General features: G+C 64.2%; 22 protein-coding genes. 8 read left to right on the plus strand and 14 right to left on the minus strand.

What is annotated here, in order from left to right; all coding sequences use genetic code 11:
• Positions 1 to 41: 41 nt before the first annotated feature.
• Positions 42 to 830, plus strand: coding sequence for a maleylpyruvate isomerase N-terminal domain-containing protein (locus ACOOHB_RS09270; protein WP_420444498.1), 789 nt, complete (start codon positions 42 to 44; stop codon positions 828 to 830).
• A gap of 83 nt (positions 831 to 913) precedes the next feature.
• The gene (locus ACOOHB_RS09275) at positions 914 to 1336 is read left to right on the plus strand and encodes a DUF3237 domain-containing protein (protein ID WP_419920723.1); all 423 of its coding nucleotides are present in this window, start codon (positions 914 to 916) and stop codon (positions 1334 to 1336) included.
• Positions 1337 to 1886: 550 nt separating this feature from the next.
• On the opposite strand, the gene ACOOHB_RS09280 is transcribed toward ACOOHB_RS09275, so the two are convergent.
• The 3 genes from ACOOHB_RS09280 to ACOOHB_RS09290 form a co-directional block, all read right to left on the minus strand.
• Positions 1887 to 2033 carry a hypothetical protein gene (locus ACOOHB_RS09280; protein WP_420444499.1) on the minus strand — a complete coding sequence of 49 codons (147 nt, stop codon included), beginning with the start codon at positions 2031 to 2033 and terminating at the stop codon, positions 1887 to 1889.
• Positions 2034 to 2172: 139 nt separating this feature from the next.
• Entirely contained in the window at positions 2173 to 3354 is a 1182-nt protein-coding gene (locus ACOOHB_RS09285; RefSeq protein ID WP_420444500.1) for an MFS transporter, read from the minus strand.
• Positions 3355 to 3761: 407 nt separating this feature from the next.
• Positions 3762 to 5012 (minus strand): mandelate racemase/muconate lactonizing enzyme family protein, encoded by a 1251-nt coding sequence (locus ACOOHB_RS09290; protein ID WP_420444501.1) that lies wholly within the window; start codon positions 5010 to 5012, stop codon positions 3762 to 3764.
• Between the two features lie 165 nt (positions 5013 to 5177).
• Between ACOOHB_RS09290 and ACOOHB_RS09295 the strand changes: the two genes are divergently transcribed.
• From ACOOHB_RS09295 to ACOOHB_RS09320, 6 genes are all read left to right on the plus strand, one after another.
• Positions 5178 to 6101, plus strand: a complete 924-nt coding sequence (locus ACOOHB_RS09295) for a TauD/TfdA dioxygenase family protein (protein ID WP_420444502.1) — start codon at positions 5178 to 5180, stop codon at positions 6099 to 6101.
• Between the two features lie 58 nt (positions 6102 to 6159).
• Positions 6160 to 6447: a DUF1330 domain-containing protein gene (locus ACOOHB_RS09300; protein WP_420444503.1), complete on the plus strand. Its 288-nt coding sequence runs from the start codon at positions 6160 to 6162 to the stop codon at positions 6445 to 6447.
• 50 nt (positions 6448 to 6497) lie between these two features.
• Positions 6498 to 6686 (plus strand): hypothetical protein, encoded by a 189-nt coding sequence (locus ACOOHB_RS09305; RefSeq protein ID WP_420444504.1) that lies wholly within the window; start codon positions 6498 to 6500, stop codon positions 6684 to 6686.
• Positions 6687 to 6802: 116 nt separating this feature from the next.
• On the plus strand, positions 6803 to 11074 hold the full coding sequence (locus ACOOHB_RS09310) for a cadherin-like beta sandwich domain-containing protein (RefSeq protein WP_420444505.1): 4272 nt from the start codon (positions 6803 to 6805) through the stop codon (positions 11072 to 11074).
• A gap of 329 nt (positions 11075 to 11403) precedes the next feature.
• On the plus strand, positions 11404 to 11790 hold the full coding sequence (locus ACOOHB_RS09315; protein WP_420444506.1) for a RidA family protein: 387 nt from the start codon (positions 11404 to 11406) through the stop codon (positions 11788 to 11790).
• 240 nt (positions 11791 to 12030) lie between these two features.
• The gene (locus ACOOHB_RS09320; protein WP_420444507.1) at positions 12031 to 13485 is read left to right on the plus strand and encodes an AAA family ATPase; all 1455 of its coding nucleotides are present in this window, start codon (positions 12031 to 12033) and stop codon (positions 13483 to 13485) included.
• 76 nt (positions 13486 to 13561) lie between these two features.
• Here the strand turns inward: ACOOHB_RS09320 and ACOOHB_RS09325 are convergent, their stop codons facing one another.
• The 11 genes from ACOOHB_RS09325 to ACOOHB_RS09375 all read right to left on the minus strand — a co-directional run bounded on the left by ACOOHB_RS09325 (position 13562) and on the right by ACOOHB_RS09375 (position 24464).
• Positions 13562 to 14368: a 2-keto-4-pentenoate hydratase gene (locus ACOOHB_RS09325; RefSeq protein WP_420444508.1), complete on the minus strand. Its 807-nt coding sequence runs from the start codon at positions 14366 to 14368 to the stop codon at positions 13562 to 13564.
• Positions 14369 to 14498: 130 nt separating this feature from the next.
• Positions 14499 to 14891 (minus strand): PIN domain-containing protein, encoded by a 393-nt coding sequence (locus tag ACOOHB_RS09330; RefSeq protein WP_420444509.1) that lies wholly within the window; start codon positions 14889 to 14891, stop codon positions 14499 to 14501.
• Positions 14888 to 15151: an AbrB/MazE/SpoVT family DNA-binding domain-containing protein gene (locus ACOOHB_RS09335; RefSeq protein ID WP_420444510.1), complete on the minus strand. Its 264-nt coding sequence runs from the start codon at positions 15149 to 15151 to the stop codon at positions 14888 to 14890. The genes ACOOHB_RS09330 and ACOOHB_RS09335 overlap by 4 nt, the downstream gene beginning before the upstream one ends.
• A 93-nt stretch (positions 15152 to 15244) precedes the next feature.
• The gene (locus ACOOHB_RS09340; protein ID WP_420444511.1) at positions 15245 to 15676 is read right to left on the minus strand and encodes a TA system VapC family ribonuclease toxin; all 432 of its coding nucleotides are present in this window, start codon (positions 15674 to 15676) and stop codon (positions 15245 to 15247) included.
• Entirely contained in the window at positions 15673 to 15894 is a 222-nt protein-coding gene (locus ACOOHB_RS09345; RefSeq protein WP_420444512.1) for a CopG family transcriptional regulator, read from the minus strand. The genes ACOOHB_RS09340 and ACOOHB_RS09345 overlap by 4 nt, the downstream gene beginning before the upstream one ends.
• A 44-nt stretch (positions 15895 to 15938) precedes the next feature.
• Positions 15939 to 16580 carry a nitroreductase family protein gene (locus ACOOHB_RS09350; protein WP_420444513.1) on the minus strand — a complete coding sequence of 214 codons (642 nt, stop codon included), beginning with the start codon at positions 16578 to 16580 and terminating at the stop codon, positions 15939 to 15941.
• Between the two features lie 677 nt (positions 16581 to 17257).
• Positions 17258 to 17686, minus strand: a complete 429-nt coding sequence (locus ACOOHB_RS09355; RefSeq protein WP_420444514.1) for a hypothetical protein — start codon at positions 17684 to 17686, stop codon at positions 17258 to 17260.
• Complete coding sequence (locus ACOOHB_RS09360) at positions 17683 to 19830, minus strand: AAA family ATPase (RefSeq protein ID WP_420444515.1); 2148 nt, start codon at positions 19828 to 19830, stop codon at positions 17683 to 17685. The genes ACOOHB_RS09355 and ACOOHB_RS09360 overlap by 4 nt, the downstream gene beginning before the upstream one ends.
• Positions 19827 to 20048 (minus strand): hypothetical protein, encoded by a 222-nt coding sequence (locus ACOOHB_RS09365; RefSeq protein ID WP_420444516.1) that lies wholly within the window; start codon positions 20046 to 20048, stop codon positions 19827 to 19829. Before ACOOHB_RS09365 ends, ACOOHB_RS09360 begins: the two co-directional genes overlap by 4 nt.
• On the minus strand, positions 20041 to 22215 hold the full coding sequence (locus tag ACOOHB_RS09370) for a DEAD/DEAH box helicase family protein (RefSeq protein ID WP_420444517.1): 2175 nt from the start codon (positions 22213 to 22215) through the stop codon (positions 20041 to 20043). Before ACOOHB_RS09370 ends, ACOOHB_RS09365 begins: the two co-directional genes overlap by 8 nt.
• Complete coding sequence (locus ACOOHB_RS09375) at positions 22212 to 24464, minus strand: sigma factor-like helix-turn-helix DNA-binding protein (RefSeq protein WP_420444518.1); 2253 nt, start codon at positions 24462 to 24464, stop codon at positions 22212 to 22214. Before ACOOHB_RS09375 ends, ACOOHB_RS09370 begins: the two co-directional genes overlap by 4 nt.
• Between the last annotated feature and the right edge of the window lie 39 nt (positions 24465 to 24503).

The raw sequence follows: 24503 nt of genomic DNA on the forward strand, positions 1-24503 counted from the left end.
ACGACACGACCACCCCAACAACACACTGCAGGACAGGCACCATGAGCGATCCACAAATCATCATCGACAACTTGAAGACGTGCTGGGCGAGCTGCCGCGAGCTCTACGGCTCGCTTGACGGCGACCAGTGGGATGTCGGTTCGCACTGCCCGGACTGGACGGTCAAGGGTGTGCTCGCACACCAGGTCTCGGTTGAGCAAGCGCTGTCGGGCTGGATCCCCGAGTCGGTCGAGACACCTCACCCGTTTGGCGAGATTGCGGACTTCTTCACAGCGGCAATGGCGATGGAGGGTCCCGCGCTCGTGGCGCTGGCGGACGAGACGTGGGCTGCACGGGCGGCGCAGCTTGAAGCGCTTGACGACGAGGTGTTTGCCCGCGGGTCAGTCACACCGGTGGGGCCCGGCACGTACGGCCGCTTCATGGCAATCCGCGAGTTCGACCACTGGATGCACGAGCGCGACTGCCGCACACCGTTGGGGCTGCCGACGAACAACGGCGGTCCCGCCGCCGAGATGGCCATGACCGAGGTCCACCTGTCCGTTGGCTACATCGCCGGCAAGAAGGTGGGACTTGCCGATGGCGCTTCCATGCACTTCGAGATCACGGGCGCCATCGAACGCGACATCTACGTCGCTGTCGATGGCCGCGCCGGCGAAGTCGACCATGTCGAGAACCCGACGGTCACCCTGCACTGCGACTCGATGGCCTTCATGGATCTCACCTGCGGTCGCATCGACCCTGAGGTCCCCATCGCTGCGGGTCTCGTGAGCTGGTCGGGAGACGAGCAGATCGGAGCGCACGCCGCCCGCAACCTGCGCTTCACGATGTAGCTCGGTAACTCGAGGCGGTTGCTGCCGCCGCATCATCCATTTCTCAACCGACAACCCCAATTCGACAAGCAAGGAGCACACCGATGCCAGAGACCTCACTGCCAGTACGGCACCTGTTCAGCATGGCGATCGATGCCGACCTGTCCAGCGCAACCCGAATCAAGGGCGGTCCCTTCGGCAGCCGCATGATCGCCTCGGTCGACAGCGGCACCGTCACCGGCGAACGCATCAATGGCACGATCCTCGGCCCGTCGGGAGACTGGTTGTACCGCTGGGCTGACGGAACCATGCATCTCGACGTGCGCATTTCCATCCGCACCGACGACGGCACCGACATCTTGATGGAGTACCAAGGCAAGATCGTCGAGGACGGCACACCCCGCTCCGCGCCGACGTTCCAGACGTCGATGGACGGCGACTACGCCTGGCTGAACAAGATTCAGGCGATCGGCATCGGGTCGTTTCCCGAGGGCGGGCTCGTCTACGAGGTGTACGAGCTGCTGTAGCCACCGTGCGGCAGGCCGCGAGCACCCACCTGTCCTGATGAGGTCGGCCGCCAATGAGGGCGCTCAAGAGGCGATGCGTTGCCGGTCAACCCTGGTTGCCCCTGACCTGACTCTGTGTGCATAATGTTGGCGGTCGGCGGCTAGCCCTAGGGCCCCCGCCGAAAGTACGCCCCGGACCGGCTGCCGCATGGCAGCTCCGGGGCCTCTGCGTATCACGGTGCCGACTCAGGCCATCGCTCCACCGCTCGAACCCGATTCGCGATCGCAGCAAAGGCAGACCTATCCACCCCACACAGGTGGTCCGTACGCGCGCCTGCCAGCAGGTCGGGCAGCCGCAGCACGACCTCACTCTTGTCGGCATGCCCCATGTTGATCGGCTCGACAAGCCCCCGGCCCCGCATCTTCCTCAGTACCTGGTGATCCTTCTGGTCAAGCTGATTGGGGCCCAATCGCAGCCTCGACCGGCTCTCGATGACGACTTGCGATGCTCCAAACTTTCCCGAGAGTGACTCCAACGCGCGTTCGAGAAGTTTCGCTCGAACATGACTGCTTACGCCAGTACGTAGTGGTAGCGGTCGGAATCTGCTGCACCGGTCGAGGGATCCCGCACCGGCTTGCACGACTCGTCCACAAACGCGATGAGCCTGGCGTCATCGACAACTTGAGGGCCTGTGGACCGCTCATCCGGCGATGTCATCGGTCTCCGATTCGAGTGACCACTGATGCAGCCCGATTTCGTTGTTACTTTTCAGTGGTTATCAGTATTTCTCAAACAAAACTAGCGCCAGCGGGAGGTCGCGCCATGAATGTGCCGCGATGGCGGGCGGCAGCGGCGCTCAGGCCGCTGCGGGGTGCTTGCGGGGGTAGGCAAATCCCATGAGCGGGATGCAGAGCGCTTGCAGGCCGCCGAGCAGCAGCCACAGCCAGTTGTAGAGGTGCACCTCGTGGGCGCCGCCCAGCACTGCGATGGACACAGCCACGCCGATGCCGCCGACGCTGTACCGCAGCGATTGATGCACGCCGTTCGCGGTCGCGATGGAGGCCGGCTCGATATCCGCGAGCGCTGCGGAGTTCAGGTGGCTGGCCAACACGCCCATCCCCAGGCCGAAGAACACGGTTGCGGGGAAGAACGCAAACCAGAAACGCACGTTCTCGTCAAGGAAGAACAGCAGCCAGAGATGGCCGCCGGTGGCGATGAGCGACGCCAGGGCCATCATCCCCCGAAATCCGTGCTTGTCGGCCCAGCGGCCGCCGAGCACCGCCACAACCGCCGAGATGATCGGGGCCGGGGTGAACGCCAGGCCGACGGCCCACCGGCTGTAGTCCCAGACCTCCACCAGGTACTGCGGCCACAGGAACCAGCTTGTGAAGGCTCCGACCATCGCCAACGACACCGCCATGTTGGCGACGGCGAAGCTGCGAACCCGGAAGAGCCGTGGATCGAAGAGGGGCTCGTCGTGGCCGGCCGAGCGCCAGAGGAAAAGTGGTAGCAGCACCGCGGCACCGACAAAGCACGCGAGCGTGCTGACCGATCCCCATCCCCATTGACGCCCCTGCAAGGTTGCCAGCACGATCAGGAACACTGCGCTGCTCCCCATTGCGACGCCCAGCAGGTCCAGCGGCCGGCTGCGATCGGGTTTCGCTGTCTCTTGGAGAAACCACACCGAACCCAGGAAGGCCAGCGCTGCGATCGGCGCAATTGCGAGGTACACCCATCGCCAGTTCGCGATTTCCAGGATTCCCGCAGCCATGCCAGGAGCCAAGCCCGATGCCGCCATGCCCGCCGAGGCCCAGATTCCGATGACGCTGGCTTGGCGCGCTTTGGGAAACTGCGGCAGCACGAGCGCAAGGGAGGAAGGCACGGTCATCGCCCCGCACAGCCCCTGCACTACTCGGGCAACGAGAAGCAACTCGATGCCGGGCGCCAGCCCTGCTGCAATCGACGACACGAACAGGCCCAGCACGCCGATTCGGAACACCACGAGGCGGCCATAGCGATCGGCGAGACGGCCGCCCACGATGATGGTGGAAGCAGAATGCGATGGCGTAGCCGCTCACGATCCAACCGGTGACCGCCCCGGAGATGCCCGGAAAGGCTCGCACGATGTCGGGGAACGCAACGTTCGTCACCGTGACGTTGACGGCGCCGAGCACGAACGCCAGCGAGCCGGTGGCGAGCGCTAGCCGTGCTCGACTCGAGACGCGTTGGTCAGCATTGTCTTGCGGTTGTGGGCGTCGCGTCGGCGTCGGCGTCGGGGACGGGGTCTGCGTCGGGATCGGTCGATCAGGCGCAATGCGCTCGATGCGGGGCGGGGCGGCGGCGCCTGCGCGGCGGTCCCCGACCATCGGCGTCGCCCGAGGCGCGCCGTCAGCAAATCGGAGTCGGAAGGCCTGCGGTGCGGGGTTCGACGCTGAAGCGGATTCCTCAGTCATCGCCCGCCGGGGGGCGGCGCTCGCGCAGACCGCTGAGCCGAGGAGGATGCGCTGCGAGAGCCTCTTCGATGGGCTCGGTTCCCCAGCCGGGCGCATCACCCAGCACCAGGTGGCTGTCGACATAGTTCGGCGCGACGGTGACGATCTCGTCGTCCCACGGAATCCGGTCGATGTCGGTCTCCATGATGATGATGTTGGGAGTGGCCGCAGCCCAGTGGGCGTTCATCATCGTGGCGAGGTGCCCGTAGAAGTTGTGCGGGGCGACGCTGTGGCCCATGCCGTCGGCCATTGCGGCCATCTTGGAGGACTGCCAGAAGCCGTTCCAGATGCCGTCGATGATCGGCACGTCGAGCGACCCGGCCTGCAGGTACGGGTACAGCTCGCGCACGCCGAACAGGGACTCTCCCCCGCTGATGGTGCAGCCCGCCTTGGAGCGGATGTGCGCCATGGCGTCGGGATGGTCGGAGTCGATCTCGATCCAGAACAGCCCGAAATCGGCCAACTCGCGCACGATGCGGGCGTAACCCTCGGTGCGGGCGTTGAAGTTCAGGTCAACCAAGATGTCCATGTCGTCGCCGGCGCCGTCCCGGAAGGCTTGCAAGGTCGCCCGGATCTCGTCGATGAGCTGGTGCGACACGTTCAACTCGGGCGCGAACGGCGTGCCGAAACCAGGCAGCCAGCCGCGCAGCCCATCGGGCGTCTGGCGGAAGATGTTGGTCTTCAGTGCAGTGAAGCCCCGTTCGGCAACCTCGGCGCCGAGCGCCCGCACGCCGTCGAGATCGGTGATGCGGTTGCCGTAGATGTGCGGGAGGTTGATGCGCCAGGTCCCGCAGTGCGACCAGTACACGCGGATGCGGTCTCGCACCTTGCCGCCCAGCAGGTCGTAGCAGGGCACGCCCAGGGTGCGGGCCTTGGCGTCGAGCAGCGCGTTCTCGATGGCACCGATGGCCTCGCCGATGATGCCGCTCGCCGCTTGGCGGGTACGGGCGAAGAGGTACTGGTAGACGGGCTCGTGGTCGAAGACTGATCGGCCGATCACCAGCGGTGCCATGGCCTCGATTGCGGTGGTGAGGCCGGGTGAGGCAAAGCCTTCGTCGTACTCGGCCCAGCCGATCACGCCGTCGGCGGTGGTGACCTTCAAGAAGTAGTAGTTGCGCCACGCCGCGTCGCACGACAGCGTTTCGATGCGCTCGACCGTCGTCCCCCGGGCGGCGGAACCACTGCCCGATGCGACATCAACCATGGACTGCTCCTTCGGGTGCTCCGGGGCGTAGCGGCCCCGGGAGAGTCTTGCCTGCCCGCGGCGCGCTCGCCAGATTGTCGACGCACCTTCGGTTGATGTGATCCGGCTTCGAGCGGCTGAATCGACACCCTGAAGCCACTTTGGGCCCGGTGGTACGATCCGGCTATGACGGCTGTCACGCTGAAAATCGAACCGCTCGATGCCTCGTTTGGTGCGTGGGTGCACGACATCGAGCTGCGGTCCATCGACGACGTCACCTTCGAGGCGTTGCACGAGACCTGGCTGGAATACGCCCTGTTGGTTTTCTCGGGTCAGTTCCTGACGAACGACGAGCAGGACGCCTTCGCGATGCGTTTCGGCAATCTGGAATTCAACGCGGCGCCAATCTCGAACGTCGGCAAGGACGGCCAAGTCCACTACGAGCCCGCCGACGAACTCGTCAAGTCGCTGAAGGGCAATTGGGGTTGGCATCACGACAGCACCTACATGCCGCTGCAGGCCAAAGGCGCCGTGTTCACGGCCGAGCTGGTGCCCAAAGACGGCGCCGACACCGGCTGGGCCGACATGCGGGCCGCGTATGAGGTGCTGTCCGATGAAGACCGCGAGCTGGTGCACACGCTGGAAACGCACCATTCGCTCTACTACAGCCAGGGTCGGGCGGGCTTGCTGCCGAACAAGAAGGACGATGGCACCTACGGCATGTACGGCTACCACGACATGGACATCTCAGTCCGGCCGATGGTGAAGTACCACCCCGACACCGGTCGGCCCAATCTGCTGATCGGCCGCCACGCCCACGACATTGTCGGCATGGACCCGGACGAGTCTGTGGCATTGCTGGATCGGCTCAACCGCGAGGCTTGCCAGCCGCCGCGGATTTACCAGCACGCGTGGACCGAAGGTGAGGCCGTGATCTGGGACAACCGCCGCCTCATGCATCAGGGTGTGCCGTTCGACATGTCCCAGCCGCGCAAGATGTGGCATTCCCGCATCGCCGGCGAAGTCGAATCCGAGCTGGCGCTTAACCACACCCCTGAGTCAGCGGGCTTCAAGCACGGGCGCGACGCCATCCTGAACTCGGTCGGCTAGCAGACGACGCAACACGCAGTCGTCTGGCGGATCCTGCCCCTGCACCGAAAGGAACATCGTGGCTGCATACGTGATCACGCGGGTCAACGTCACCGATCCGGACCAGTACGAGAAATACAAGGCACTGTCGCCGGCCGCTGTCGCCGAGAGCGGCGGGAAATTCATCGTGCGAGGCGGTGAGTCGGTGACCCTCGAGGGCCCCGAGGAGACCCGGCGCTTGGTCGTGTTGGAATTCCCCGACATGTACTCGGCGAAGGAGTTCTACGACTCCGAGAAGTACCGCCACGCCCGCGACGTCCGGGCCGGTGCCGCCGAATTCCAGATGGTCGTCGTCGAGGGCGTGTAGCCCGCGCCGATAGGCGGCCTTCCACCGGTCGTCGTGTTGGTCCGGCTGTGATGCCGGGTGCGATTTCAACCAACGACGTGGTGGAGGTGCCTGTCGATCATGCGCGCTTTGAGCTAGACGGCGATGGATGTCATCTGGACGGCGAACCAGCCGCCGCGCTCCTCGGGCTGCGCTGGACCGTCGAGCGCACCAACTCATTGCTGTGCAACGTCGGACAGCAGCGCCCCAACACCGACTGACCAACCCTCCACGATTTGGGGGGAAGCCCAAGTATCCAACAATTCGATAATATGAAGTATTGTTACGGGTTGCGCCGCTGCGACGTTGTTGTCGCAGTGGTGCGCGGAGGTACGTGATGGCTGTGATTGTGCGCTGCGTCGGCGGCGGGCGGCGTGGGTGGCGTCGTGTGGGTGTTTGCGGTGCTGTGGTAGGCGTGTTGGCGTCGGTGCTGGTAGCGGTGCCGTCTGTTGGTGTGGGTGCTGCTGGAGTGCCGGGTGTGCCGTCGGGCTTGTCAGCGGCGCCAGTCGAGGGTGGGGTGTTGTTGAGCTGGGACGCTCCCGAGTCGGACGCGACGGTGTCGGGGTATCGGGTTCTGCGTCGTCGTCCTGAGCGCGGTGAGCGGACCTTGTCGGTGCTGGTGTCTGACACGGGAACGTCTGAGACGTCGTATGTGGACGCATCTGCTGCGATCGAGGGCGAGTTGTTCGTGTATCGGGTGGTGGCGTTGTCTGATGCGGTGGCGGGAAAGCGTTCGGCGAGGGCGCGTGTGAGGTACGCGACGCCTGAGCCGGTGGTGCGCGCAGTTGAGACGGAGCCGGAGTCGGGATCTGGCGGGGTTGTGTGGTCCGGTGTATTGGGGGTGGGAACTGACCGGTCGGTGGCTCCGGCGATGTCGGGATTCTCGACGTGGTCGCGGTTGGGGTCGTTGGCGCCGCGGTCGTTTGAGATTGATGGTGTGTCGTCGCGGGTGTTGGTGTTGTTGGAGCACCCGGGCGGGGTGTTCTTTGCGACCGATCAGGCGATGGGCACCGATTTCGTGCTCGACATCGGCGGCCGGGAGTTCGTGGGGTCCGACAGTTTGGTGCCGGCGTTGTCGGTACGCGGCGCCTATTGGTGGCCCTCTACGAGTTCGCCATGGTCCGACGGGGACAGCGTGGATGTCGAAGTGCGTGTCCCAGCTGATGCAGCCGAGATGGGTGTGCGCGAGGCAGCGCCGCTGTGGGCGTATTTCCATCGGGTGCCCGACACTCATGACGGGACTGGCGCGTTTGAGGCACGGTTGAGATTCGGCGAGGACGTCGACACCACAGCCGCCGCGCTGCGCGACGGCGTGCTGGCGGTGTCAGGCGGGACCGTCACCACGGTGAACGCCGTCAGCGCGGGATCGACCAGAGACTGGACCGTCACCGTTCAGCCCGACGGCGACGGCGACGTGACCTTGGGCGTCGCTGGCGCGCTCGGGTGTTCTGACTCGGCGGCGGTGTGCACCACAGACGGTCGCACCCTGCCCGCGGATATCGCAGTGAGCGTCGCAGGCCCCGCCGCTTTAGTGGAGCTGGCCGCGCTGAGCGTGGACGGCGCTGTGCTCGCTCCGCTGTTCTTGCCGGAGATCACTTTGTATTCGGCGCAGGTGGACGCGGGCGTGTCCCAGGTGACCGTCGAGGTGCTAGCGCGCGACGCGGCGGCGTCGGTGGACATCTCGCCCGCGGACGCAGATACGAACGTTGCGGGGCATCAGGTGACGGTCGCGGCCGGGACACAGACCACGATGACGGTCACGGTCCGGTCCGCCGACGGGAGCGCCGATCGCACATACTGGATTGCGTTCAGCCCGGCCGCGGTCGCCACACCCGCGCCGCCGCAGCTCAGCGACCTCACGCTCGATTCGATCGTGCCGGTGCCGTTCGCCTCCGAGCAGACTCGCTATGAGACCCAAGCGATGCCCTCGACGACCGAGACCACCGTGGCGGTCACCGCTGAAGAACCCGGCTCGACGGTGGAGATCTTCACCGTGCGCAGCGACGACCCGGCGCTTGCGGCGCTCAGCGCGGACGCCGACGGCGGCACCGCCGGTCACCAGGCGCAGCTGTCATCGACGGGCGACACGCTCATCCTGGTTGTGGTCACTTCAGCTGACGGTCAACGCAAGCAGGTCTACGTCGTGCTCGTAGCCGCGGCCGGCACCGCAGGCGGATCGAGCCTCCAGCGCGCCTTTGAGCGTGGTGGCAGATTTGCGGTGGCGCGCGCTGACACTCCGCTGCCGACGCTGACGTCGCTCACTCTTACCGGGGCCACGCTCGGCGCGACGTTCGCGGCAGCCACCACGGACTACACCGCATCGGCGACGGCCGCCACCACCCAAATCACTGTCACGGGCGTCGCTTCAGCAAACGCGGGCGTCATCATCGTCCCGGCTGACGCCGACCCCGACACCGCCGGGCACCAGGTCGCGCTAGTTGAGCCGCTAGCTGGCGGGACAGCCACGCAGACCGCCGCGGCAGTGATCGTGCGCTCAACCGACGGCACCAGGCTCAACGCCTATCTGATCAGCGTCAGCCGGGCAGCACCAACGGGAGAGGACGCCACCCTCAGCGCGCTCACCCTCAGCGGCGTCACCCTCAGCCCAGCGTTCGCGGCCGGCACATACGCCTATTCGGTCACGGTGGCCTCCACCGTGTCCCGGACCACCGTTTCCGCCACCGTCAGCGATGCCGACGCGGCCGCCGTCATCACGCCAGCTGACGCCGACACCAACACCACCGGACACCAAGTAGCTCTCAGTTCGGGCACCAACACGGTCACCGTGACCGTCACTGCGAGCGACGACACGACTACCAGGACCTATACCGTCGACGTTTCCCGCGGCGTGTCCAACGACGCCGACCTGAGCGCCCTCAGCGTCGGCGGTGTCACCCTCAGCCCGGCGTTCGCGGCCGGCACATACGCCTACACCGGCGTGGTCGCCGCCGCCGCGACCGAGGTCACAATCGCGGCGACCGCCGCCCACGACGGCGCCACGGTCGTCGTCACGCCTGCGGAACAACCAGCGAACGCCGGGTCCTCGGGCCACCAAGTGACCCTCGAGGCGGCGGCCACCCGGATCCTGGTGGCGGTCACCGCCGAGGACGGCGCCACCACACGAACCTACGTGGTCACCCTGGGCAGGCCCGCGACCAACGAGGACGCCACCCTGAGCGACCTCGAGATCGTCGACATCCGCCTCGGCCCCGTCTTCGTTGACTCCATCTACTCATATGAGGCCAAGGTGGCCCACGACACCGCCCGGGTCACGGTGTGGGCCGCGCCCGCCAACGTCGCCGCAGAGGTGAACGTGATCCCCGCCGACGCCGACCCCGACACGGCGGGCCACCAGGTCGACCTCTCGCCGGTCGACACCGGTGGAGCCCCGTCCCAAACCGTGGTCGGCGTCGTCGTCACCTCCGTCGACGGGACTGCAGCCCAAACCTACGCCGTCGAGATCACCCGGCAAGCCCCGATCCTCGACGATGACGGCTACCTGGAGACGGAACTGCCCGAGGGCTGCGGTCTAGAGCCGCTGTTCGACACCAGCGACGGGAAACAGCCTCAGTCCCAGTGGACGCGGGCATGCAAGTCCATGCTGCTCTACCAGCGCTACTCGGGATACTCCCAAGCCAACCCCCCGCTCTTCTACAGGGGACACGCCCGCTTCTATCGATTCCGAGCACTGAGCGACGGCGACGTCACCATCCGGATGACGGACTACGACACCAGCCACCACTTCGTGCTTCGAGCCGCCGACGGAACCGAGCTGCAGCACGTGTTCTACCACGTCAACTTCCCAAACAAGCCCTGGTGCGCCGACAACTACGGCATTGCTTGCAGCCCCGACCCGGTGCTGGAGGCGACGCTCGAGGAGGGTGACTACTTCCTCGAGTTAGTGCAGCACTACGGCAACCGGCAGCGGTACTTCGAATTCCAGGTATCGGGCGACGTCTTGCAAGTGGCCCGCCCTCGGCTGGCCTCGATCGCCGTGGACGGCACCGCGCTCGCGGGGTTCGACCCCGAGGATTTCCGCTACCAGATGGCCCGACCGGGCGCCGAGGTGACGGTGTCGGCCACTCCAGCCGCAACCACGCCGGCCCACAACGTCACTGTGTCAGCGGCGGACGCCGACCCCGACACGGCCGGCCACCAGGTCAAGCTCAACGAATTCGGCCTCACCGACGTGTGGTTCACCGTGGTCGAGTCCAACCAGATCGCGGCGAAGTCCTACCGGGTGCGGTTCTTCGGCGACGCGCCGCCCGGGACGCCGCTGACGGCGCAGTTCGTCGACCCGCCCGCAGCGCACCGGGGCTACGACACCAGGTTCACTGTGAAGATCCAATTCAGCGAGGCGATCCGCATGTCCTTCAAATGGCTGCGGGACTCGGCGCTCGAGGTCACTGACGGCCAGGTCACCACTGCGAAGCGAGTCGACGGGCGCGCGGACCTGTGGATCATCGGCATAAATACCGACTCTCGTCGTCCGGTGACCATCTCGCTGCCCGCAAGCACCTCCTGCGTTCCCGAGTCGGGGCTGTGCAGCTTCTTCGGCAAGCGGCTGTCGAACTCCATCGAGGTGACGGTGGCCGGTCCGGACGGGTGACAACCCTGAGGTCTTTGCTCTGTTAGTTAGAGCCCGCCGAAGCTCCCAGGCCGCGTGGATAGGCGGCCTTCCACCGGTCGTCGTGTTGGTCCGGCTGTGATGCCGGGTGCGATTTCAACCAACGACGTGGTGGAGGTGCCTGTCGATCATGCGCGCTTTGAGCTAGACGGCGATGGATGTCATTTGGACGGCGATCGAGCCGCCGCGCCCCTCGGGCTGCGCTGGACCGTCGACCACCCCAACCGACGCCAACCCCACTGACCACCTATCCGCTGGCGCGCCTAGGCCAGCCGCCAGACTTAGCAACCAGCACAGAGGAGCAAGCAACCATGGGCCGCAAGTCGATTGAGATCGAGAGCTTCCAGCACGCCAACCCGATTCCGGCGGCGACGCGGATCGGTCCGCTGGTGGTGTCCAGCATCACGCCGCCGACCAATCCGGGCTCGCGCGACGTTCCTGACTCCCTCGAAGAGCAGATCGACAACCTGTTCACCCATGTCGGCCAGATGCTCGAGGGCGCCGGCGCCACCTGGGACGACATGGCGAAGATGACGTTCTACGTCACCGACCCGGCCGCGTCACGCCCGGCGCTGAACGGACCGTGGCTGGAGCGCTTCCCCGACCCGGAGTCTCGGCCGTCTCGCCACAACATGAAGGTGGAAGGCAGCGGGCCGGTGCAGATCTCCTGCACATTCGTGGCCTACGTCGAAGACTGAGCAACCGAGGCTCCGGCTTCGTCCGGTAGTCCGACGCCTCTACGAGGCTCGTCGATCTGTACCTGCTTTGTAGTTCTCTCGTGCCCCTCTCCACTTCGTCTCGATTGCCATCAGGAATACGTATATGCATTTACGCGTGTGTACAGATACACGTAACTCTATGTACCCTTAATTCTGTATTCTTGAAGCTTCAAGAGAGCACTCCGACTCGGTGTGCATCCAAACCTCGCGAGGCGCTACATGGCCGAGACGCTCATCGACCGAGACTCCGAAGCGCAGCACTTACGGGAGCTTGCCGAGTCAGGCCGATCCGCACTAGCGCTCGTGCGAGGCCGGCGGCGAGTCGGCAAGACCTACCTGCTCAACAATCTCTGGCCAGCCGATCGCGTGCTGTACTACACCGCCTCCGACACCGGGGCAGAAATCAACCGCCGTGTCCTCGTCAACGAGGCCGCCCGCTGGTCAGGGACCGAGCTTCGTGCCGAGGACTACCCCACTTGGCGCGCGCTGTTCGGTGCACTGCTCCGCTTGAGGCCAGATGCACCGATCATCATCGTCATCGACGAATTCCAGTACCTCGCCGAGGGCTCGAAGGGTCTCCGGGAGGCAGCCTCGGAACTCAATGCTGTCTGGGAACGGCAACCGCCAGTTCGCTCCGCGCCGGTGCTGCTGGTGTTGTCGGGATCCTCTCTCACCATGCTCAAAGAACTCGAGCGTGGCGGTTCGCCGCTCTATGGACGCCTCGACGTATCGCTCACTCTGAATCCGTTCGACTACTTCGATGCGGGCTTGATGGTTCCGCAATACTCGGCCGTCGACAGAGTGCGGGCCTACGCGTCCTTCGGCGGGATGCCTGCATACTTGGCGCGCATCGACGACACGCGAGAACTCGATCAGAACATCGTCAGCCAGATGCTCGCCGACACTGGGTCGGTCAGACATCTCGTGCGCTCCGCGATTGAGCAGCAAGAGGGACTGCGCAATGTGGCCCGATACCGCGCCATTCTTGCGAGCGTGGGCATCGGCCGACCGACGGCAGGCGAGATCGCCGCGTCGATCGGCCTGACGCGAGAAACCATCCGCCAGCAACTTCAGCACCTCGTCGATATCTCGATGTTGACGGCGTCGTCCAACTTCGGGTCGGAACGCGGCATTCGCTACAGGCTTGCCGACCCGGCAGAGCGCTTCTTCTACGGCATCACGTTGCCGTTGGAATCGGCAATCGCCGCAACGGGAGCCGACCAAGTGTGGCGTGAGCTCGTGGCACCACAGAAGTGGCCCACGTACATCGGTCAGCACGTCTTTGAGGACGTCGCGGCGCAGGCATACCGGCGCTGGGGACCAGGGCGCGGACTGCCGGTGGTGCCGGAGTGGCGGCGGTGGACCGGCAGGGATCGCACACGTCGGCAGGTGGACATTGACCTAGTGGGCCGCACTCTCGACGGCGCTGTGATCAGCGGATCGGTGAAGTTCCGCAGTCGTCAGGCCGACGCACGCACCTATCTCGAGCACATTGAAGCCTTGCGACGGCTCGCCGATAGCGGCCATGGGTGGGCAAACGAGGCGCTGGACGAGGGCGCAGGGTTCTACTTCGTATCAGCAGGAGGCTTCAGCGACTCGTTCTTCGAGGCCGTCGAACCAGGTCATGAACTCATCTGCTGGACGCTCGACGACCTCTACCCCGATGAAGGCTGACCCGAGTCGCTGGGGCTCAATCCTCGGGCAGTCCGACGCCGCTGCATCAACCTTCGGCGTCTCCGACGCCGCTGTGTCAATCTTCGGGCAATCCGACGCCGAAGCTGATCTGCCCGAGGGGGCCGAAGTCGGCGACGACGGCGTCGCCGGGGCGGATCGTTCGGGCTCGGATGAACGAGCCGGACAGGATTGCGTTGCCGGCTGACATGGTGACGCCGAACTCGCTGAGCTTGCGGGCCAGCCAGGCCACCGAGTTGAGCGGATTGCCCATCACGGCCGCTGCGGTGCCGGACTCCTCCAAGTCGCCGTTCAGGTACAGCGCACCGCCGATGTGCCGGATGTCGATATCGGTGAGCTCGGTGGGGCGGCCGCCCACGATGATGAAGCCGCACGAGGCAGCGTCGGCGATGCTGTCGACCACGCCGGCCTGGGTGCTGCGGCGGTTGTAGCGCCGGTCCACCACTTCGATGGCGGGCAGGATGAAGTCGGTCGCCCGCATCACGTCGATGGCGTTGGTGTCCGGGCCGCCGAGGTCGGACTTCAGCACGAAGACGATCTCGATCTCCACCAGCGGCACGTTCAGGATCGAGGCGGGCACGATGCAGCCCTCATCGAGGAACCAGTTGTCAAACAGCGTTCCGTAGTCGGGTTCGGTGGCGCCCGAGGTCGAGCGCATGGCCTTCGACGTCAGCCCCACCTTGTGGCCCTTGACGACTCTGCCGGCGGCAACCTTGGCGTCGGTCACCATCTGCCCGATGGCATAGGCGTCTTCGATGTCGGCACCCGGGTAGCTGTCGGTGATCGGATCGATCCACTCGCGGGTGTTCTCGGCATGCAGCAGCGCCGCGGCGGCCTCATGCCGCTGCTCGTCAGTCATCGCCATGTCGCCCTCCCCATCTCCGACGGCCCAGCTCGTCTAGCGCTCGGCCAGCCTCCGAGAACGTTAGAGCTTCGACCGTCGTGCCCAATCGCCGACGGCGGCCGCTGCGCGTTGTATCGATCGGGTTCGTGGCTTACGGCTCGATTCGCTCGACGGTTCGCACCCGGTCGATTCCACGATCGAACGAGGCAATTCTGCCGATACCAGTTGCTTCTGCACTTGCCACGAGATACGCATCCGCGAAGCTCAGACGATGAGCCTCGTAGACCTCGATAGAGCGAGCCAAGAGAGCCGGGTCCGTCACGCGAACACTTCCGGTGGCCAAGACACCCTGAGCCAGCTGCGCAACGCGTGTGCGCTCCATGCCATAGACCGACTGGAGCACATAGATCGTCTCAGCCAGAATCAAGTCCGGCAGCAATAGCGTCTCTCCGGAGGCCAGCAGCCGCGCAGCGGCAGCTGCGGTATCGGCTGGACTGCCGGTGAGTTGACGGACAAGGACGTTGGTGTCGACAAACGCCGTCACGACTCGTCGATATCCATTGCCTCACGCGCCCACGCTTCTCGCGCCTCCGCAATCACTTCTTCCCACGGCATGTTGCGCTTCGACACAGGCACTTCCACGCTTCCTGCGAGTTCGATGAGATCGGGAATGCGTTTCATGACTGCCCGCTCAGACTCGACCCTGAACAGCACGGCATCGCCTGGGCTGATGCCCAGCGCTTCGCGCACGCTCTTGGGAATGGTCACTTGCCCCTTGGAGGTGACCCGCGCCATGATTTGCATGTCGGATTCCTTACCGCCTTTAGGAAGTAAGGAAATACTACTTGCGGCGAGTGCATTGGACGGGTAGCCGACGGCGATGTGGGCCGGTGTCGATCAATCTGGGTCGAGGACGAGAACCCGCTGCGCGTCATCCGCCAGCGAGGCCATGGCCTTGTCGAAGGTCGCGACGCAGCCGTCGTGGCGTTCCGCTAGGGCAATGAGGTGTGCGCCGGTCACCTGTCGATAGCCCGTCAGCCGCTCTGGGCCGCTTGATAGAGCCTGGGAAGGATCGACGTCGTCGATCCAAAACACGTGGCCTTCCACTGAAGCGAGCGCTCTCATGACCGAGGCTGCCTCATGCGGCGAGCGCGCATCGGGCAAGATCCGCCGGTTCGACGAGACACGAATGAACCCGAGCTGCACCACCGGTGTCGTAGCCCATGGCGCTCCCTGACGAGAGGTGAACCAGTCGACAGCAGCCCCATGATGGACATGTGTCGGCCAGGCCAGGGCGACAAGCACGTTGACGTCAAGAAGTGCCGTCACCAATCCTCGCTCGCCGCACGAACCATCTCCGGCGTGATCGGGCCGCTGTCAGTGTCGACCTCGAACCCGGGCACTCCCCGAGAGGCAGCGGGCGGGCGTTGCCGACAGCCGCGACGTGCCAGTTCCGACATGGCTGCTCCAATCGAGATGCCCCGTTCCTGTGCCAGTGAGCGCGCGACGGCAAGCACGTCATCGTCCAGTTCCAGCGTCGTCCGCATCGAGACATCATAACATCACAACATCACAGCCGACGGCACGCTGGCTAGTAAGTCGAGTCGCCCCAGGTCTCGTTGAAGACGATCTCTGAGAGCGGCAGGCGGTCGAGCTTGCGGGGGAACGGCGTGGAGCGGTAGCCAACAGCGATGTGAGCCGCGGTGGCCACGCCCTCGGGGATGTTCAGCATCTCGGCGACCTGCGGCTCGTACATGCACAGCAGCGTCGTGAGTGCCGTGCCAAGGCCGGACTCGCGGCAGCCGAGCAGGAAGTTCTGCACTGCGGGGTAGATCGAGCCGCCGCCCACGATGCTGAGGCGGCCGAGCTCGGTGTCGGTGGGATGCACCCCGTCGATGTAGCCGCAGGCCACCACGATGGCCGGCACCTCTGCGAAGTGCTCGGCGAAGTAGTCGGCGCTGTCGAGCAGGCGCTTCGCCTTGTCCCCGACAATCTCGATGTCGCCGCTGCGGGCCAGCCCCAGGTACGCCTTCCACGGCTCCAGGTACCACTCCTGCAGCTGCCGCTTCTTCTCGTCATCGCGTACGACGATGAACCGCACCGGCTGGCGGTTGCCGCCCTGGGGTGCATGGCGTGCGTAGTCAAACGCACGCTCCAGCGTCTCGTCCGACACCGGGTCCTTCGTGAAATACCTAGTCGTCATCGACGTGAGTGCTGCTTCGCCTAGTTCCATGGGTTTCCTCGCTTGCTCAGGTCCGTTCGGAGCCTGTCGGCGCCCGGCCCGGACGCTGACGGCGCAACAGTACCCACCACTCGTCGCGCCATCGGCTCCTCGAGCAGCGAAGGGTCGATGACACGTCAACTACTTCAGCATTGCGACTATCTCACGCTTGCCATCGACTCCAAGCGGTTGGATTCCGCGATCAGAATCCCAAACACCCGTTGTCGCATCGAGTGCCTCATACATGTGGAGCGCCACTCGACGAACAATGTCGAAATCGGTCGACCAGCCGTGCTCGTCCGCGCATTCTTGAAGTTCCACGGGGTTTGTTTCGATGTGCCGGTGCCACCGCGCTATCGCGGCAGGTGCGGGTAGCGAGTCAGACCTACTGCTGTTGACGCTCCGCGTGGTCATGACGAAGTTCTCGATTTGCGAGAGACGTGCTCGCGACCATGGCACCACGTGGTCCAAAGAACCGCCGGATCGAGTGGCATGCGGGTCACTACCTGCTCGACCGCGCCCCGGCCATTCATCCAATTTGTTGTGTGGAGGCGGATCGCGCGGCTTCGGCCCTCGTAAGTGAACGGCCTACCTCGGACCGGGCGGAAGGCCCCGTCAGGACGGCTGACAATTCGTCTCCACACAGCCTCTGCCTGTACTGATAGCGGGCGGTTCATGATCGGCATCAGTCAAGAGCCGCCGGAGTCGCTGATCAGGCCGATGAGGTGCGTTTGTGTGTCAATGACTCCTCGGAGACTGTCGGTGAGGACACTGCAGCCCGTGATGGCGTATTCGTTGGCGATCTGCACCACGGTGGAAGCCTTGGTGGCCGCGGACTGGCCTTCTTCGGCGAGAGCAAGCAGTTCGAGGTGGGTGACCCGCCACGGGTCGGATTCAAGGATTCCGCCATCGTTGAACTTGACAAGCTGGTCGCGCTCCGGGAGTGGGGTGCGGCGCCCCTCGACGGCACCAATCCCGAGGGCGTACCACCAAAGGTCTACTTGGCGTGGGAAGGCGGTGCGGACGTCTGATCGATCGACAAGGCGATCCCGGAATTCGGCGTGGAAGCTCTTGGGTAGCCAGAGGTCCTGATTGCCGTATCGTCGTTCGTTGCTCATGGCGTCACCTCCTCTCGAACGGTGAACCGTGTGCTGTCGTCTTTGCGGCGGGTGCACACGAAGCAGATCTGGCGGTGGTCGCATGCGCATGACCGAACCGCTGGAACCCCGTCCCCCCACTCGTTTACGAGGTCGACTGGGTAGTCCTTGGAGCACGAGAGAGTGGAGACTGATCCCGCCCGCTCGTCGAGGAGATCCTCGATGTCTCGAATCTCAGACCGGGTCATGAGGAGCACCACCTGGTACGGGAGCCCGGCGGCGTCGGCTGGACTGGTGAGGAGCTCGACCATCCGATGCTTGACCGCTCCGGAGGTCATCCCGAGGGGTGTATCGATGATGCGAGGTGCTTCGCGGCCCGCCACTTCCATAAGCGCCCAGATGAACGAGAGGGTAAGTGCGCGCTGCGAGGCGCCGTTGAGTTCGTAGTCAGCGTCGAGGGTCTTGCCGCCCTGAGTGTGGATCACGATGTCGAATCGGTCGTTGATCGTGACGCGCGTGAAGACTGCCGATTCGGCGTCCGGATCGGATCCGACGATGTCAAGAAAGAGCTCGTTCATCCGGGCCGACACGCGTTGTACGTAGTCGGACTTGAGTGAGCCCAGGGTTCCCCGAGCGAGCTTGAGCAGGTCGTCAGCGACAACCGACCGCAGCCGGATCGTCTCGTTCAGGGTGCTTTCTGCCTCAGCTCTCCGCACTCGTTCGTCGGCGAGGCGCGCCTCCTCTTCGAGACCCTGAAGTCGACCTTCGACTTCTCCGTACTTGCGATCGAAGCTGGATCGCTTCCCTGTGTTCTGATTGATTCGCTCGGTCAGCGTTCGCACGCGTTCGGCGTCAATCTGCTTGCGCTTTTCCCGCTCACTGTCGAGATCAGCTTGTTTGCGTCGCTGAGCATCGCGGCACCCTGTGTACTGCTGTCGCAGTTCTGCAGCGATGTCGTCAAATGATCGGCCCGCTGCGATCGCCGCCAGTTGGACGCTGGAACTGTTCCGAGCCAGATGCCATACGGTGGATAGACGTTGCAGTTCCGGCGCCACCACGCGTTGCCGCTCGATGAGGTCCTCGATGTGCTGGTGGCGCTCACTTCCCTCCCCTAGGTCCTCGCCGCAGATGCAGATGCCGAGCTCAAGACGGTCGGTGAGTACTTCAATGGCGGCGCCAGGGATCACCTTTCGGTCAGCGAGGTCGTCCAAGATGCCGAGACCTTGCTGGAGCTGCGGGCCAATCAGTCGCCAGGACAGCCCCTCAGACTGGAGCAACTCTTTCATCTGGCCGCGAATCCCATCCTCTTGGGTCCTCAGCTGCAAAAGGTCCCCTTCCAGCTCTCGGATTCGAGCCTGAATAGTGTCGAGGTCGCCGATACCTCGAATTCCATCGAGTTCTCGCTCATCGGCGCGGATCTGCTCGTCCACGCGAGAGATCCGCTCGCGGATTTTGTCCAGTTCACTCTCGTCTTCAGCGACGCGCTCTTGTATCTCCTCGAGAGCGGCATTGGCGGCTTGGAGCTCCTCCCCGCCGTCGTCCGCTAGTTCCTGTTTGAGGCTCTTCGCAACATTTGAGAGGTGCTTCTCGGTGGCTTCGACGTCGTCCAGGCCCAGCAGCTGTCGTATGGCGCTGTGGACTGCTTTCTGGCGTTCTCGGTCGGCTTGCTGTCCGCTTGAGATGAATCGCTGCACATCGTCACCGTTCGTAAAGAAAACATCGGCCAGGTTGAGAGGGAGGAGCTTGCGGATCAGACCCTCTTTGCCGTCTTCGATGTCTTCTTCCCCGGCCGATGTACGGCGGAGCAGTCGGAGCTGATCAGGGTTGCGCTGGAATCTGTCGTCCTCACCAGGTGTCTCCTCACAGCTCCGGATGAGTCGGTATCGCACCTCGTCGCCCGAATAGGGATCTGTTGTGGTGAACTCGGCACGCACCTGAACCGTGACGGGCCTGCCTGGGGGCTTCACTGCGGCGGTCAGGCGCATGCCTGTTGGTATTCCCGGCGCGCCATACATGGCCCAGCGCAGCGCATACAAGATCGACGTCTTGCCGGAACCGTTCTCAGCTCGGATGACCGTGAGCGGCTGCTGACTGTCGGTTGAGAACGTCAGGTCGACGTTCTCCAGCAGTTTGAAGTTCTTGATGTGTGCGCTCTCGAACCTCATGCGGCGTCCTCTAGACGAGCTGAGACTTCGCCGGCGAAGGATGTGACAAGCTCGTTGATGGCTCGGCGCCGCGCTCTGTCGCCGGGCTCGGAGTGCTGTATGCGGAGCGCTTCTACGAATCGGCCGACTAGGTGCGCGTGGTACTCGTCGTAGCGCTCGGCGATATCTTGTACGGCCTCGCCGGCAGCATTGGCGACCAGCTTTGTTGCGTCAGGCATTGGCGTCCTTCCAGACCTTTGCTTCGAGGTCGCGTATTACTTCGTTGGGTCCGTCTGAGTCGAATTCGTTCTCGGCGATGCTCGCGAACTCGGCCGCTCGACGCAGCTCTGACTTCAGCAGGGACTGGCCGATGGAGGTGTCGATGTCCGGCGGCATAACGAGGAAGTCGTGTAGATGAGCGACATTCTTGTTTGGAGCTTGTCGGAGTATTCGGCCTCGGCGTTGGACCCATTCTCTACGAACCGCGCTCGAGGCGAGCAGAAACGCTGTGTCCGTCTGGGGGATGTCCACGCCTTCGTCGAGGACCTTCATTGCTGTCAGCACCTGATAGTCACCTGCTCCGAATCGCTCGAGAATTCTCTCAGAGCGGGAACTACGAGTCTCGCGGCTTGTGTACTGGTGGGATATGACATGGAGATTTTCGAGGATTGAGTTCACAGCCGTGATCTGCTTGGGCTTCTCGAGAACTGTTGGCTTCGCTGATGTGTAGATGAGCGTCTTGGTCACGGCGTCGGTGCCCATGCGGCGGAGTTCGGCCGCTAGCGCGGGGAGTTTCGCGTCTGCTTGCTCGATCAGCCCTCGACGCTCACGGAGCAGCCGCTCGACCTTTGGGTTGAGCGCGACTGTGACGCCGTCGTCGTCGATCCTGAATCCAGCCCGGACGAGCTCCTCGGTGAGGAATTCGTAGTGCTCCATCTCGACAGCATTGAGCTCGATGACATGTAGGTAGTAGTTATACGGCACTAGGCATCCGGCTTCGATGGCATCTCCGAGCGAGAACTCGAATACGGGCGGGCCGCCGAAAAAGTCGAATAGCTGATCGGTGCCGTCGGGGTCGTATTGCCGGATCGGCGTAGCTGAGAGACCGATTCTGCGTGTGAAGAAGTCTGGCGGATCGTTGATGAAGGACGGAGTGCCAAGATTGTGAACCTCGTCGGCGATCAGCACGAGCTCGACGGTCTTTGGTAGAGAGGTCAACCAGCGTCGCTCCGAGGAGTCGGTCTTGATGAAGAGGGCGTTACTCATGACGACTACTTCGGTTCTGGGCTGCTCGGTGGCGAAACCGTGAGCCACGCGTTCGAGCTCTGCTCGGCGGTCCTGGGTTCCAGTCCCCTTAAGCACGACTGGATCGATCCCGAAGGCGCGGATGTCCTCGGTCCATTGGCGGACGAGCGGCCTTGAAGGGACGAGCACGACAACGCAGATGTGTCGCGGCTCACTGTGCTGCATCTCGGTTACGGCAATTAGCGCTGTGAGGGTCTTGCCGCCGCCGGTCGCGATCGCGACGATGCCGCCGGCCCCCTTGTTGAGCGCGTCAACGGCCCTGCCTTGATGGCCGAAGCGGCCTTCGCGCCATATGAGGTCGTTCGGAATCTGCAGCTGATGGTCAGGAGGGGCATGGCGCATGGCCGGTGGAAGCTCGGGTTCGAGTCCAGCTTCATGGTCTAGCTGCCACGCCTTCCAGAATTCGCTCTTCGTTGGCGGCGAGTCGGCTGCGTAGCCACGGAGAATGTCCAGCGCTTGCGACACCTCAACAGTGAGCGCTGTCGGGTGGCGGTTCTCCCATTGACGGTCCCACTGCTCCAGGAAGATTTGGACGCGTGCTTCGGATCGGGGGCCGTCTTGCCATGCCCGGTCGATCGACATCTGCTCGCCGTTGACAAGTAGACCGCGTTCGGTGGCGTTGCCGGAGCCGTGGACGGCGAGCCACTCGTCACCGGCTCTAAAGAGCCAGATCTTCTTGTGGTAAATGCCGCGTTCCATAAGCACGACGCGCAAACGCAGTCGGCCACTGGCCACCAGATAGGCAAGCGTTTCGACCGTGTACCGCTGCACGGCAGAATCTGATAGGCGGGCCTCGGTGAAGAGCCGCTCTAGTGCTTCCTCGAGGACTACCTCGGGCTCGCGTATCCCTCTCCGGATGGCCTCACGATCCTCCGCGCTGATCTCGGGCGAAACCATGAGATCGAGGATCGCATCGGAGTCGTTGATGAAAGCGGCGAGCCCACCCGCGATCTGAGCGAGGCAGCGCGACGTGAAGAACCCTGCGGCGATTCTTGCGTCGTCCGCTGAGCAGAGTGCCGGGGTGAGGATCTCGCCGACGAGGTCATCGTCAGGAATTTCGTAGGCTGGGCGCACTGAATCGAACAGCGATCCGAACGTCAATATGGCTCCTCTCGCTGCATTTCGGCATCGAGTGCGGCGAGCGCCTCCTCTAGTTCGGGCGTCGAGCGTCGCTCTGGGAGAGCCTCAAGCACGGCCGTGTCCCTTCGCGCTCGCAGCGTAGCCCTCACCTCGCCCCGACTGCAATGGAGCGCAGCCGCAAGTCCGTCCATGCCGGCGTACTCGCTGATGCCCGTCAGACGCGCCAAATGCGCCCAGCCCGTGCCGTGTTCGTTGAGGTCGGTCGCTCGCGCCGACACGGTCATCTCGCCACGGCGAAGGATCACCGTGAGCATGTCTCCCATCTTGGCGTTCACTGCTTCTGCAAGACCACGGGTAGATCCCAGCGAAGGCCCACTGAACGATGTGCCGGGGAAGGTCACTGTGACTGAAGTGCCGTGCGGGCCGTCGAACCGCAATCGTTCATTGACGGAGAGGTCGAGTAGCGCTCCGGCGGCTGGGCTGAGCTGACGCCCACTGCCCCGCGTCACGTCGCGGTCCACCTCGTACAACAACCCGACCACGCCGTCGCCGAGGGTAAACACGCCAGGTGCATCCCGAACTTCCGAGTTCTGGTAGTGGTACTTCTCGTGCTCACGCCGCAGCCGGATCCACCCGTCTTCAAGGACGAACATCGCCGCGTCACAGTACGAGCGGGCTGAGCCCTCGGCGATACCGAAGTCTCTGCTCAGCCGGTCGATGAGTTCGTCGACCAGCATCGGCGAGTCTGAGCGCTCGAGTATCTGTCCAATAGTCGATGCGATCCCGCTGTACTCGGGGAGGCCCCAAGAAGCCAACGCCCACTCGGTTCGGTTTGCACGCACAAACCGTTCGTCCTCGGCCATCGCGTTCTTGGCCGAAGTGATCGCGCGGCTCTCTCCGATGTGTGCGAGCAGCTTCTCGGCTGTTGCTGGTTCCGCAAGATCGGCCAGACCGAAGGCGAGTTTGTCAGCAATCGGCCCGTCCCATCGCACGACTTGGCCGTTGACGAGGCGGAGCTTCCGATCCCTCGCGATCCAATCGTCGTGGAGGCCGCTGTCGAGGCCCCAGCCGGCCAGTGCTGCGCTGGCCTTGGCTACGTCGATGCGACCGAACTCGTCGGTCATGTTCCGGATTGCGTCGGTTGGGTCGTTGCTCCGCGCCGAGCGAAGCACGAGCCAGCCATCGGACTCGTCGTACGGTCCGGCCAATTCGAGGAGCAACGACTGGTAGTCGTCGTAGCAATCGGCGGGAGGGTCGAGCATCGGGTTGACATGCCCCCGAGGAGCTGTAACGGAGAGCCGGTCGCGCAATGTGGTGGCGCGCCAGCGAATCGGGCTGCCAGCGGTACTGTCGACGAACAGGCCGAGCCGTGCGACAACTCGGGTCTCGATTTGCCGCACTCGCTCTCGGCTGATTGTGAGTTCATCTGCAAGGTGCTGCAGTGTGCGTGGCCTCCGCGGCTGAGCGATTCGATCGGCAAAGATCGAACGCTCGCGGTCGTCAAGCCCCTCGGCCCACTTGCTCAGGACGACGTACGGGTGCGGGGAAGTTGCGCCGATATCAGAGAGTGGGAATGTCGAGAGTGATCTCCACTCGTCGATCTCCTCCAACCCGGCGGCGGCGAGAGCCTGTCCAAACGTTTTGGCGTCGGACTCGGCGATCGCCCAGGCTGCGAAGTCTCGGAGATGCTGGGCCAGTGCCGAGACCGCCGACTGCTCGTTGTCGACGCCTGAAGCACTGGCGGAGGCCTCCTGGATCCCTGGCAACTCGGCGCTCTCCATGACAGAGAGAAGGTCAACGAGCGCTAATGCACCAATCCCAGGTAGAGCAAGAATCTGGCCAGATGACCTCGGTGCCTCCAGCGGTCCGTCGTGGCCGTTGTCCTCGATCAGGCGCCGCACGGCGTTGCGAGTGCGTTTCCTAAGCGGTAACGCAGCTACCCATGAGAGGGGTAGCTGCGCTGGAATGGCATCGGGGACAACCGGACATGAGAGCTCTCCAACCCAACCGCGGAGCTCCCGGCCGATGGCCTGCGGGAGTTCGTGCAGACCGAGTCGCTCCCAGATCTCGGATCCGAGATCGGCCACAGTAAGCGTCTCGGCGTGGTCATGATCCAGCACCACTAATGGCGGCTCAAGAGCGCCGTATGCATCGCGGTAGGGGCGTGGTATGAGCGGGCAATTGGCGGTCCCCCAAGCCGCGGCGCGTCGCGGCGATCCATACGACACACCGTTGGCAGCCACGATTCGGGTTATGTGCAGTTCTGCCATCGTCGGTTCACTCAACCCATGGATCTCGCTCAGCTATGG

The sequence above is a fragment of the Candidatus Poriferisodalis sp. genome (genome assembly GCF_965215815.1).
GTDB lineage: Bacteria > Actinomycetota > Acidimicrobiia > Acidimicrobiales > Poriferisodalaceae > Poriferisodalis.